The following is a 12416-nucleotide window of genomic DNA, read 5'->3' on the forward strand; positions in this document are numbered from 1 at the left end:
TCCCGCCAAGGCCGCTCCCGCCAAGGCCGCTCCCGCCAAGGCCGCTCCCGCCAAGGCCACTCCCGCCAAGGCCGCGCGGACCGACGATTCGACGAAGGGGAGCTGACCATGCCGGTTACCCCGGTCCTCACCGGACGCTGGAACACCCCCGGCTCCTGGACACTGGCCGTCTACGAGAGCACCGACGGCTACCAGGCGCTGCGGCAGGCCCTGGAGCTGGGCCCGGACGACATCATCAAGATTGTCAAGGACTCCGGGCTGCGCGGCCGCGGCGGTGCCGGCTTCCCCACCGGGATGAAGTGGAGCTTCATCCCGCAGGGCGACGACAAGCCGCACTACCTGGTGATCAACGCGGACGAGGGCGAGCCCGGCACCTGCAAGGACGCGCCACTGATGATGGCCGACCCGCACTCGCTGGTGGAGGGCATCATCATCGCCTCCTACGCGGTGCGGGCCCACCGCGCCTTCATCTACCTGCGCGGGGAGCTGGTGCACTGCGGGCGCCGGCTGCGCGCCGCGGTCGCCGAGGCGTACCAGGCCGGCTACCTCGGCCGTGACATCCTCGGCAGCGGCTTCGACCTGGACCTGGTCGTCCACTCCGGGGCCGGCGCCTACATCTGCGGCGAGGAGACCGCGCTGCTGGACTCGCTGGAGGGCCGCCGCGGCCAGCCCCGGCTGCGCCCGCCGTTCCCGGCGACCCACGGGCTGTACGCGTCCCCGACCGTGGTCAACAACGTGGAGACCATCGCCACCGTGCCGTTCATCATCCGGCGCGGGGTGGAGTGGTTCCGCTCGATGGGCCGGGAGCGCTCGCCGGGGCCGAAGATCTACAGCCTGTCCGGGCACGTGACCCGCCCGGGCCAGTACGAGGCGCCGATGGGGACCACCCTCGCCGAGCTGCTGGATCTCGCCGGCGGCATCCGCGGCGGCCGGCGGCTGAAGGCGTGGACGCCCGGCGGCTCCTCGACGCCGATGCTCACCGCGGACCATCTCGACGTCCCGCTGGACTTCGAGGGGGTCGCCGAGGCTGGCTCCCTGCTCGGCACCGCCGCCATCATGCTCATGGATGAGACCGTGGACATGCTCAAGGTCGTCCGGCGGCTCACCCAGTTCTACGCGCACGAGTCCTGCGGCAAATGCACGCCCTGCCGCGAGGGCACCACCTGGATGGTCCAGATCCTCTCCCGGCTCGAACGCGGTGACGGCGACGCCGAGGACGTCGACACCCTTGTCGACGCCTGCGACAACATCTTCGGCCGGGCCTTCTGCGCGCTCGCCGACGGCGCCACCTCACCGATCGTCTCCGGGATCAAGTTCTTCCGGGACGAGTTCGTCCCGGCCACCCCCACCGACCGCGTCGCCGGCACGCCGGACGCCTTCGCGGGAGCTCACTGATCACTATGACAACCGTGTCGAAGAGCAGCGCCTCGCAGCCCCCGGCCGAGCCCGCGCCGCCGGATCTCGTCACCCTGACCATCGACGGCATCGCGGTCAGCGTCCCGAAGGGGACACTGATCATCCGGGCCGCCGAGCTGCTCGGGATCGAGATCCCGCGGTTCTGCGACCATCCGCTGCTCGACCCCGTCGGCGCCTGCCGGCAGTGCATCGTCGAGGTCGAGGGCCAGCGCAAGCCGGTCGCCTCCTGCACGACCACGGTCGCGGCCGACATGGTCGTGCGCACCCAGCTCACCTCGCCGGTGGCGCAGAAGGCGCAGGCGGGGACGCTGGAGTTCCTGCTGCTCAACCATCCGCTGGACTGCCCGGTCTGCGACAAGGGCGGCGAGTGCCCGCTGCAGAACCAGTCGATGGCCAACGGTGGCGCCGTCTCACGGTTCCGGGAGGCCAAGCGGACCTACCCGAAGCCTGTCGCCATCTCCAGCGAGATCCTGCTCGACCGGGAGCGCTGCGTGCTGTGCGCGCGCTGCACCCGGTTCTCCGCGCAGATCGCCGGCGACCCCTTCATCGAACTGTTCGAGCGGGGCGCCAACGAGCAGGTCTCGATCAGCGAGGACGAGCCGTTCCAGTCCTACTTCTCCGGCAACACCGTGCAGATCTGCCCGGTGGGCGCGCTGACCAGCGCGGCCTACCGGTTCCGGGCCCGGCCGTTCGACCTGGTGTCCACCCCGACCGCGTGTGAGCACTGCGCGGCCGGCTGCGCGCTGCGCACCGACCACCGCCGCGGCAAGGTCCGGCGCCGGCTCGCCGCCGACGACCCGGCCGTCAACGAGGAGTGGAACTGCGACAAGGGCCGGTTCGCCTTCACCTACGCCGACGGCGCCGACCGGCTGCGCACCCCGCTGGTCCGTGACGACGCCACCGGGGAGCTGGTCGAGGCGTCGTGGAGCGAGGCGCTGGCCTTCGCCGCCCGCGGGCTGGCCGAATGCCGGGACCGCCACGGCGTCGGCGTGCTCGCCGGCGGCAGGCTCACCCGTGAGGACGCCTACGCCTACGCCAAGTTCGCCCGCGTCGCCCTGCGCACCAACGACGTGGACTTCCGGGCCCGGCCGCACTCGGCCGAGGAGGAGGCGTTCCTCGCCCACGCGGTCGCCGGCACCGGCATCGGGGTCACCCACGCCGGTCTGGAAGCCGCGCCCGGCGTCCTGCTGGTCGCGCTCGAGCCCGAGGAGGAGGCGCCGACGATCTTCCTGCGGCTGCGCAAGGCCGCGCAGAAGCAGACCACGGCGATCTTCTCGCTGGCCCCGCTGGCCACCCGCGGGCTGTCGAAGATCTCCGGGACGCTGCTGCCGGTCGTCCCCGGAGCCGAAGCCGCCGCCCTGGCCGCCCTGGCCGGGCCGGTCAACAGGATTCAGGACGGGACCCAGTCCGCGGCGGCCGCCGCGCTGCGCGCCGACGGGGCGGTGATCCTGGTGGGGGAGCGCGCCGCGCAGGCCCCCGGGACGCTGACCGCGGCGCTGCGGCTGGCCGAGGCGACCGGCGCGCGGCTGGCCTGGGTGCCACGCCGGGCCGGGGAGCGCGGCGCGCTCGCCGCCGGCGCACTGCCATCGCTGCTGCCGGGCGGGCGCCCGGTGGCGGATCCGGTGGCCCGCGCCGAGGCCGAGGAGATCTGGGGTGCCGTCGTCCCGGCCGAGCCGGGCCGGGACACCGCGGCCATCCTCGCCGCCGCTGCCGCCGGTGAGCTCGACGGGCTCGTCGTCGCCGGGGTGGACGTCCACGACCTGCCCGATCCGGCCGCCGCCCTGAAGGTGATCGCCTCCGTGCCGTTCTGCGTGTCCCTGGAGGTGCGCGCCTCCGCGGTGACCGAACTCGCCGACGTGGTCCTGCCGGTCGCGCCGGTGGCGGAGAAGGCGGGCTCGTTCGTCAACTGGGAGGGACGCCTGCGCGCGTTCCAGCGGGCCCTGGAGACCGCCGCGCTGCCGGACCTGCGGGTGCTGCACATCCTGGCCGCCCGGATGGGGATCGCCCTCGGTGTGGACGACCCCGGGGTGGCCGCGCGCGAGCTGGCGAGGTTCGGCCGTGCCGGTGCCGGGATCAACCGCGTGCCGGCGCCGGCGGCCGAGCAGCCCGCGCTGCCCGAGCCGGCACCGGGCCAGGCGGTGCTCGCCAGCTGGCACCAGCTGATCGACGACGGCCGGCTGCTCGACGGCGAGCCCTACCTCGCCGGGACGGCCCGCCCGCCGCGGGTCAGGCTGTCGGCGGTGACGGCCGGTGAGATCGGCGCGGTCGACGGCGCGCCCGTCAGCGTCAGCACCGGCCGCGGCACCATCACCCTCCCCCTGGAGATCACTTCGATGCCCGACCGGGTGGTGTGGCTGCCGGCCTTCTCACCGGGCTCCCACGTCCGTGCCTCGCTCGCCGGGCGTGCCGGCGAAGTGGTGAACATCAGTGTGGCCGCCGGCGCCCCGGACGGCGGCCATGATCTTGTCGACGCCGTCGCGGGCAGCGGCGCGGAAGGCCGGTCATGAGCTACTCACCCTCGTTCGCGCCGGTGCTGGCGGCCGGTGCCACCGACCCGGACCTGGCCGTCTTCGGTGACGACCCGTTCTGGCTGATCCTGCTCAAGGCCGTGGCGGTCTTCGCCTTCCTGCTGCTGATAACGCTGTTCGCGATCGTGTTCGAGCGCAAGGTCGTGGCCCGGATGCAGCAGCGTGTCGGCCCCAACCGGCACGGCCCCAAGGGCTGGCTGCAGAGCCTCGCCGACGGCGTGAAGCTCATGCTCAAAGAGGACATCATCCCGGTTCTCGCCGACCGGCCGGTCTTCATCCTCGCCCCGATCGTCTCGGCGATCCCGGCGTTCCTCGCGTTCGCGGTGATCCCGTTCGGGCCCGAGGTGTCGATCTTCGGTGAGCACACCAGCCTGCAGCTCGCGGACCTGCCGGTGGCCATCCTGTTCGTGCTGGCCGCCTCGTCGCTGGGCGTGTACGGGCTGATCCTCTCCGGCTGGGCGAGCGGGTCGACCTACCCGCTGCTGGGGTCGCTGCGCTCGGCGGCGCAGATCATCTCCTACGAGGTCGCGATGGGGCTGTCCTTCGTCGCGGTCTTCCTCAACTCCGGGACGCTGTCCACCTCGGGCATCGTGGAGGGCCAGAGCCACTGGTGGAACGTGGTGCTGGTGCCGTCCTTCATCATCTACTGCATCGCGATGGTGGGTGAGACGAACCGGACGCCGTTCGACCTGCCCGAGGCCGAAGGCGAGCTGGTCGGTGGTTTCCACACCGAATACAGCTCGATCAAGTTCGCGTTCTTCTTCCTCGCCGAGTACATCAACACCGTGACCGTGTCCGCGGTGGCGACGACGCTGTTCCTCGGCGGGTGGCAGCCGCCGCCGATCCCGTACTTCTCGCACTTCGACACCGGCTGGTTCCCGGTGATCTGGTTCGTGCTGAAGCTGCTGGCGTTCCTGTTCCTGTTCATCTGGCTGCGCGGCACGCTGCCCCGGCTGCGCTACGACCAGTTCATGGCGTTCGGCTGGAAGGTCCTGATCCCGGTCGGGCTGGTGTGGCTGCTCGCCGTGGCGACCTTCAAGGTCTACCGGGAGAACGTCACCGACCGGACGCCGTGGCTGATCGGTTTCGGGATCGCCACCGGCATCCTGCTCATCGTCACGATCATCGATCCCGGTGCGCGCAAACACCGGGAACGTCTTGAGGCCGCCGAGCAGGAGCGCATCCGTAACGCGCCCAGTCTGGACCGGATCCCGTGGCCGCCGCCCGCCGCTACGGCCGACGCGGCCGGCGCGGCCGGCCGGCCGCCTCCGTCACCGGCCCGGACCGGTCGTCGTCCGCCACCGTCATCGTCGCGGGTGGACCGCGGCAGGAGAGCTGAGCCATGGGGATCCTCGACCCGTACAAGGGATTCGGCGTCACCTTCTCGACCATGTTCAAGAAGCCGACGACCGAGCAGTATCCGGAGGAGAAGAAGCCGACCGCGCCTCGTTTCCACGGCCGCCACCAGCTCAACCGGCATCCCGACGGGCTGGAGAAGTGCGTCGGCTGCGAGCTGTGCGCGTGGGCCTGCCCGGCCGACGCGATCTACGTGGAGGGCGCGGACAACACCGAGGAGCAGCGTTACTCCCCCGGGGAGCGCTACGGGCGCGTCTACCAGATCAACTATCTGCGCTGCATCCTGTGCGGCCTGTGCATTGAGGCGTGCCCGACCCGGGCGCTGACCATGACCAACGACTACGAGCTCGCCGACGACAGCCGGACGGACCTCATCTTCACCAAGGAGCAGCTGCTCGCCCCGCTGGGCGAGGGGATGACGGCGCCGCCGCATCCGATGTTCCTCGGTGACAGCGAGACGGACTACTACCGGTTCGACCCGGACCGCGCCGGCCCCTTCGACGCATCCGGTCTCTCCGGCGCCGGCGCGGACGCGCCCGGCCTGGACAGCGAGCCGGAGCCGGCCCGATGAGCGCGCAGATCCTGGCCCAGGCGGCGGGGGAGATCACCCGGACGTCCACCGGCGAGGCCGCGACGTTCTGGGTGCTCGCCCCGGTGGCGGTGCTCGCGGCACTGGGCATGGTGCTCGCCCGCAACGCCGTGCACGGGGCGCTGCTGCTGGTGACGAACTTCTTCTGCCTGGCTGTCTTCTACCTGCTGCAGGACGCGCCGTTCCTCGGTTTCGTGCAGATCGTCGTGTACACCGGGGCAATCATGGTGTTGTTCCTGTTCGTGCTGATGCTGGTCGGGGTGGACTCCTCCGACTCCCTGGTGGAGACCCTGCGCGGCCAGCGGGTGGCCGCGATCATCCTGGGGTTCGGGTTCGCCGGGCTGCTGGTGTTCCCGATCGGCGGCGTGATCAACAACGGCACCACCGCGGCCGGGCTCACGGCCGCCAACGACGGCGGCAACATCCAGGCGATCGCCCGCCTGCTGTTCACCGACTACGTGTTCGCGTTCGAGATCATTTCCGCGCTGCTCATCATCGCCGCGGTCGGCGCCATGATCCTCGGGCACCGGGAACGGGTCGACGGCAAGGTGACGCAGCGGGAGATGCTGCGGCGCCGGTTCGCCGACGGGGGCCGGGTCACCCCGATCCCCGGGCCGGCCGTCTACGCCCGGCCCCAGGACGCCCGGCTGCCGGCGGGCCTGCCCGGCGGTGCCGGTCCCGGCGCGGGCCGCGACGCCGGGAGCCCTGGGGACGCCGGGGCTCCCGGTGACGGCGACAACGGCGCCGGGGCGCATGGCCGCGGCAACCAGCGTCCGGTCGGGGCCGGGAAGGGGACGGGCCGGTGAACCCCGCGAACTATCTGATCCTCGCCGCGCTGCTGTTCACCATCGGCGCGGTCGGTGTCCTGCTGCGCCGTAACGCGATCGTCGTCTTCATGTGCGTCGAGCTGATGCTGAACGCGGCGAACCTGACCCTGGTCACCTTCTCCAGGATCAACGGCACCCTGGACGGCCAGATCATGGCGTTCTTCGTGATGGTGGTGGCCGCGGCCGAGGTGGTCATCGGCCTGGCGATCATTCTTACGATCTTCCGCACCCGCCGGTCCGCCTCGGTGGACGACGTGAACCTGCTCAAGTACTAGCCAGTTCCTCAGGTGTGTCACCGGTGACGATCTCACCAGGCGCCGGTGGGACGTGGTGGCCGGGACCCCGGTCACGGCAGAACGGACGATGAGTGCAGTGACGCATATACCCCACGGCCATACGCACCGTGTCGACACGCGTGGTGTCGACGCGTGTGGCGGCAGGGCATCCGAGGGCCGTGCATCCGACGGCCACCTGCCTGACGAGCACCTGCCTGACGGCCACCGGCCAGCCGGCCGCCTCCTTGCCGGCCGCCTCTTCGAGGGCGAGGTACCCCATGCCGCATGAGGTGGGACACGAGGTGGGATACGCGGCGGCCAGCGGCGTGTTCTCGGCCACGTGGCTGCTGCTGGTGCTCCCGCTGGCGGGGGCGCTGATCCTGCTGCTCGGCGGGCGGAGGACCGACCGCTGGGGCCATCTGCTGGGCACCGCGGCCTCCGCGGCGAGCTTCGTCGTGGGGCTGGTGCTGTTCTTCGGGCTGCGCGGCCGGGCCGCCGATGACCGGCAGGTCGCCCAGCACCTGTTCTCCTGGATCTCGGTCAACGGCTTCCAGGTGGATGCCGGCCTGCTCTTCGACCAGCTCTCCGCGGTCTTCGTGCTGCTGATCACCGGCGTGGGGACGCTGATCCACATCTACTCGATCGGCTATATGGCGCACGATCCCGGGCGGCGCAGGTTCTTCGCCTACATGAACCTGTTCCTGGCGTCCATGCTGCTGCTCGTCCTCGGGGACAACTTCCTCGTCCTGTACGCGGGCTGGGAACTGGTCGGCCTGTCGTCCTTCCTGCTGATCAAGTTCTGGGAGTACAAGCCGGCCGCGGCGACCGCGGCCAACAAGGCCTTCTACATGAACCGGGTCGGCGACGTGGGGCTCGCCCTGGCCATCATGCTGATGTTCGCCACGGTGGGCAGCACGAACTACGACTCGGTGCTCGGCGCCGCCGCCGCCGACGTCATCGGGTACGGCACGCTGACCGCGATCGCCCTGCTGCTGTTGCTCGGCGCCTGCGGCAAGTCCGGCCAGTTCCCGCTGCAGGCATGGCTGCCGGACGCGATGGAGGGCCCGACCCCGATCTCCGCGCTCATCCACGCCGCCACCATGGTGACCGCCGGGGTCTACCTCATCGCCCGCGCCAGCCCGATCTTCACCGAGACCCAGGCCGCCCGGACGGTGGTCGTCATCATCGGCGCCGTAACGATCATCATCGGCTGCGTCATCGGCTGCGCCTACGACGACATCAAGAAGGTGCTCGCCTACTCGACGGTGAGCCAGATCGGGTACATGTTCCTCGCCGTGGGGCTGGGCCCGGCCGGTTACGCGCTCGGCATCGCGCACCTGCTGGCGCACGGCTTCTTCAAGGCCGGCCTGTTCCTCGGCTCCGGCTCGGTGATCCACGCGATGGACGACGAACAGGACATGCGGAAATACGGTGGCCTGTGGCGGCTGATGCCGGTCACCTGGGCCACCTTCGGCCTCGGCTACCTGGCCATCATCGGCCTTCCCCCGCTGTCCGGGTTCTTCACCAAGGACAAGATCATTGAGGCCGCCTTCGACAAGGGCGGCACCAGCGGGTACCTGCTCGGCCTGACCGCGCTGCTCGGCGCGGGCATCACCGCCTTCTACATGACCCGGCTGTTCCTGCTGACCTTCCACGGGGAGCGCCGCTGGTCGTCCTCGGGCGAACACGCGAAGCACCCCCACGAGTCCCCGAGGGTGATGACCGGGCCGATGGCGCTGCTGGCCGTGGGCTCGGTGTTCGCCGGTGGGCTGTTCATCGTCGGCGGCACCCTGCAGGACTGGCTGGCACCGGTGTTCGGCGAGGGGCACGAGGAGGGCGCACACACGCTCTCCCCGGCGGTGGTCACGGCGCTCACCCTGCTGGTCGCCGCCGGCGGCTTCGCCGGGGCCTACCTGCGCTACCAGCTCCGCCCGGTGGAGGCCGTCGGCCGCCCCGACTCCGAGGTCGGGCTGGTCACCGTGGCCGCCCGGCACGATCTCTACGCCAACACGTTCAACGAGACCGTGTTCATGCGCCCGGGGCAGTACCTCACCCGCTTCCTGGTCTGGCTGGACACGGTCGGGGTGGACGGGCTGGTCCGGGGCACCGCCGCCGGGATCGGCGGCCTGTCCGGGCGGCTGCGCCGCACCCAGACCGGGTTCGTCCGCTCCTACGCGCTGTCGATGTTGGGAGGTGCTGTCCTCGTGGTCATGACGGCGCTGCTGGTAAGGACCGGATGACGTGAACAGTTTCCCGTGGTTGACCCTCCTGTTGATCATCCCGGCCGCCGCGGCGGTCGTCGTCGCGGCCGTCCCGCGACGGCTGGGCACGCTGGCCAAGCAGGTCACGCTGGCGGTCACGCTGGTGGAGTTCGTGCTGGCGCTGCTGGCGACCATCGCGTACGAGCCGGCAAAGGCCGGCTTCCAGTTCTCCCAGAAGTACTCCTGGATCAAGCAGTTCGGCATCTCCTACTCGGTGGGCGCCGACGGGATCTCGCTGGTGCTGATCCTGCTCGCGACGCTGCTGGTGCCGATCGTCGTGCTGGCCTCCTGGGACGAGGTCGACGCCGCCTCCCCGGACGGCGCGCCGGTGGCGGGCAGGCGCAGCGTCCCGGCGTTCTTCGCGCTGCTGCTCGCGCTCGAGGCGGGGATGGTCGGGGTGTTCGCCGCCACCGACGTCTTCCTGTTCTACGTCTTCTTCGAGGCGATGCTGATCCCGATGTACTTCCTGATCGGGAGCTACGGGCCGGTGAAGGAGCAGGCGCAGCGGTCCTACGCGGCGGTGAAGTTCCTGCTCTACAGCCTGTTCGGCGGGCTGCTCATGCTGGCCGCGGTGATCGGTCTCTACGTGGTCTCGTCCGACCAGCTCGGCACCGGCACCTTCGACTTCGCCACCCTGCGCCAGCTGGACATCACCCCTGGCGTGCAGAAGCTGCTCTTCCTGGGCTTCTTCATCGCCTTCGCCATCAAGGCGCCGCTGTTCCCCTTCCACACCTGGCTGCCGGACGCGGGCGCGCAGTCGCCGACCGGCGGCGCGATCCTGCTGGTCGGCGTCCTGGACAAGGTCGGGACCTTCGGGCTGATCCGCTACTGCATCCCGCTGTTCCCGGACGCGTCGTCCTACTTCGCGCCCGTGGTGCTCGCGCTGGCGGTGATCGGGATCTTCTACGGGGCACTGCTCGCCATCGGCCAGCGGGATATGAAACGCCTGGTGGCGTACACCTCGCTGGCCCACTTCGGCTTCATCGCGATGGGCACCTTCGCGCTGACGTCGCAGGCGGGCACCGGTGCCGTCCTCTACATGGTCAACCACGGGCTGTCGACGGGCCTGCTCTTCCTCGTCGTCGGCTTCCTGGTGGCCCGGCGCGGCAGCCGGGACGTGGGGGCCTACCGCGGTATGGCGCAGGTCACACCGGTGCTGGCCGGCGTCTTCCTCATCGCCGGGCTGTCGTCGCTGGCGCTGCCCGGCCTGAACAGCTTCGTCAGTGAGTTCCTGGTGCTGGCCGGGACGTTCACCCGGTACCGGGCGCTGGCCATCGTGGCCACCGCCGGCATCGTGCTCGCCGCGATCTACATCCTCTATCTCTACCAGCGGACGATGACAGGACCGGTGGTGTCCGAGGATGCTCGTGGAGTGCTCGATCTCAGCGTCCGCGAGAAGATCGTCGTCGCACCGGTGGTCGCTCTGATCATCGCCCTCGGCATCTACCCGAAGCCGCTCATCGACATCGTCCGGCCGACTGTCACGGCGACGTTCGAGGATGCCGGGCACACCGACCCCACACCAACCGCCCCCGTGAACGCAAGCCAGGCCGGAGGCCACTCGTGAGCGCCACAGCATCCGCCATCGCCGCCCCGCAGGTGCTGGCCCAGGGCGCGCAGGGGACGATCGACGTCCCGGCGATCCAGTACAGCGCGCTGAGCCCGATCCTCATCGTCTTCGGGGTGGCGCTGGCGGGTGTGCTCGTCGACGCGTTCGCGCCGGCCAGGGCCCGCCGGGGCATCCAGCCGCTGCTGGCCGCGGCCGGGTTCGTGGCCGCGTTCGTGGCGGTCGTCCTGCTGCACGCCCGACGGCAGGTGCTCGCGGCCGGGGCGCTGGCCATCGACGGCCCGGCCCTGTTCCTGGAAGGCGCCATCCTGCTCTTCGCCCTGCTGGCGGTGCTGCTGGTCGCCGAGCGGCGGCTGGACTCCTCCGGCGGGGCGATCGTGGCGTCGGCGGCGATCACCCCGGGGTCGCCGGGCGCGACCGCCCAGCGTTCCTCCGCGGCCGTGCAGACCGAGGCGTACCCGCTGATGGCGTTCTCGGTGGCCGGGATGCTGCTGTTCGTCTCCTCGAACACGCTTCTGATCATGTTCGTCGCGTTGGAGATCCTCTCCCTGCCGCTGTACCTGCTCGCAGGCCTGGCCCGCCGCCGCCGCCTGCTCTCCCAGGAGGCGGCGATGAAGTACTTCCTGCTCGGCGCCTTCTCCTCGGCGTTCTTCATCTACGGCCTGGCCTTCATCTACGGCTACGCCGGCAGCGTCAGCCTCGGCCGGATCGCCGATGCCGCGGGCACGGTCGGCGCGAACGACACCTACCTCTACCTGGGGGTGGCCCTGCTCGGCATCGGCCTGTTCTTCAAGGTCGGCGCCGCGCCGTTCCACTCCTGGACACCGGACGTCTACCAGGGGTCGCCGACCCCGATCACGGCCTTCATGGCCGCGGGCACGAAGGTGGCGGCGTTCGGCGCGCTGCTGCGGCTGTTCTACGTCGCCTTCGGCGGGCTGCGCTGGGACTGGCGGCCGATAGTCTGGATCATCGCGATTCTGACCATGGTGGTCGGCGCGGTGCTGGCACTGACCCAGCGTGACATCAAGCGGATGCTCGCCTATTCGGCGATCGCCCACGCCGGCTTCCTGCTCACCGGGCTCGCCGCGGCCAACAGCGACGGGCTGAGCGGCTCCCTGTTCTACCTGGTCGCCTACGGCTTCACCACGATCGCCACGTTCGCTCTGGTCACCCTGGTGCGGACGGCGGACGGCGAGGCGAGCGACCTGTCCCAGTGGCAGGGGCTCGGGCGGCGCTCACCGCTGCTCGCGGGGATCTTCGCCTTCCTGCTCCTCGCCCTGGCCGGCATCCCGCTCACCAGCGGATTCACCGGGAAGTTCGCCGTCTTCGAGGCCGCGATCGCCGGTGACGCGACGCCGCTGGTGGTCGTCGCCCTGGTCACCAGCGCGATCGCCGCGTTCTTCTACGTCCGAGTGATCGTTCTGATGTTCTTCCAGGAACCGGGTGCGGACGGCCCCATAATTGTCACTCGTCCGACACTCACCTACGCGGCCGTCGGCATCGGCGCGGTCGTGACGCTCCTGCTGGGAGTCGCGCCACAGCCTCTGCTCGATCTCGCCGGTACCGCGGCCACGTCCGGCTTCGTACGCTGACGCCC

8 protein-coding genes and 1 pseudogene are annotated in these 12416 nt (G+C 70.7%); all 9 read left to right on the forward strand.

Features of this window, described 5'->3' with window-relative positions:
• Window positions 1–108 precede the first annotated feature (108 nt).
• The 9 genes and pseudogenes from nuoF (at window position 109) to nuoN (ending at window position 12411) form a co-directional block, all read left to right on the forward strand.
• Window positions 109–1395 carry an NADH-quinone oxidoreductase subunit NuoF gene (gene nuoF / locus AC5LSR_RS00950; protein ID WP_250287492.1) on the forward strand — a complete coding sequence of 429 codons (1287 nt, stop codon included), beginning with the start codon at window positions 109–111 and terminating at the stop codon, window positions 1393–1395.
• 5 nt (window positions 1396–1400) lie between these two features.
• Window positions 1401–3923 (forward strand): NADH-quinone oxidoreductase subunit G, encoded by a 2523-nt coding sequence (locus AC5LSR_RS00955; protein ID WP_493464358.1) that lies wholly within the window; start codon window positions 1401–1403, stop codon window positions 3921–3923.
• Window positions 3920–5128, forward strand: a pseudogene (gene nuoH / locus AC5LSR_RS00960) (NADH-quinone oxidoreductase subunit NuoH); the annotation flags it as partial. The gene AC5LSR_RS00955 and the pseudogene nuoH, both read left to right, overlap by 4 nt.
• 158 nt (window positions 5129–5286) lie before the next feature.
• Window positions 5287–5871, forward strand: coding sequence for an NADH-quinone oxidoreductase subunit NuoI (nuoI, locus tag AC5LSR_RS00965; RefSeq protein ID WP_250287404.1), 585 nt, complete (start codon window positions 5287–5289; stop codon window positions 5869–5871).
• Entirely contained in the window at window positions 5868–6695 is an 828-nt protein-coding gene (locus AC5LSR_RS00970; protein ID WP_493468063.1) for an NADH-quinone oxidoreductase subunit J, read from the forward strand. The genes nuoI and AC5LSR_RS00970 overlap by 4 nt, the downstream gene beginning before the upstream one ends.
• Window positions 6692–6991, forward strand: a complete 300-nt coding sequence (gene nuoK / locus AC5LSR_RS00975; RefSeq protein ID WP_250285606.1) for an NADH-quinone oxidoreductase subunit NuoK — start codon at window positions 6692–6694, stop codon at window positions 6989–6991. Before AC5LSR_RS00970 ends, nuoK begins: the two co-directional genes overlap by 4 nt.
• A 278-nt stretch (window positions 6992–7269) precedes the next feature.
• Window positions 7270–9231: an NADH-quinone oxidoreductase subunit L gene (nuoL, locus tag AC5LSR_RS00980; protein WP_250285605.1), complete on the forward strand. Its 1962-nt coding sequence runs from the start codon at window positions 7270–7272 to the stop codon at window positions 9229–9231.
• A 1-nt stretch (window position 9232) separates the two neighbouring features.
• Window positions 9233–10819 (forward strand): NADH-quinone oxidoreductase subunit M, encoded by a 1587-nt coding sequence (locus tag AC5LSR_RS00985; RefSeq protein ID WP_250285604.1) that lies wholly within the window; start codon window positions 9233–9235, stop codon window positions 10817–10819.
• A 17-nt stretch (window positions 10820–10836) separates the two neighbouring features.
• Window positions 10837–12411, forward strand: a complete 1575-nt coding sequence (gene nuoN, locus AC5LSR_RS00990; protein WP_250285607.1) for an NADH-quinone oxidoreductase subunit NuoN — start codon at window positions 10837–10839, stop codon at window positions 12409–12411.
• Window positions 12412–12416: the final 5 nt, after the last annotated feature.

Source organism: Protofrankia sp. CiP1_Cm_nod4 (genome assembly GCF_982290645.1).

Excerpts from the sequence above, each read along its gene's own strand:
- AC5LSR_RS00970 (WP_493468063.1), top strand. The coding sequence starts at position 5,868 with ATGAGCGCGCAGATCCTGGCCCAGGCGGCGGGGGAGATCACCCGGACG.
- nuoI (WP_250287404.1), top strand. The coding sequence starts at position 5,287 with ATGGGGATCCTCGACCCGTACAAGGGATTCGGCGTCACCTTCTCGACC.
- AC5LSR_RS00955 (WP_493464358.1), top strand. The coding sequence starts at position 1,401 with ATGACAACCGTGTCGAAGAGCAGCGCCTCGCAGCCCCCGGCCGAGCCC.
- nuoF (WP_250287492.1), top strand. The coding sequence starts at position 109 with ATGCCGGTTACCCCGGTCCTCACCGGACGCTGGAACACCCCCGGCTCC.
- nuoL (WP_250285605.1), top strand. The coding sequence starts at position 7,270 with ATGCCGCATGAGGTGGGACACGAGGTGGGATACGCGGCGGCCAGCGGC.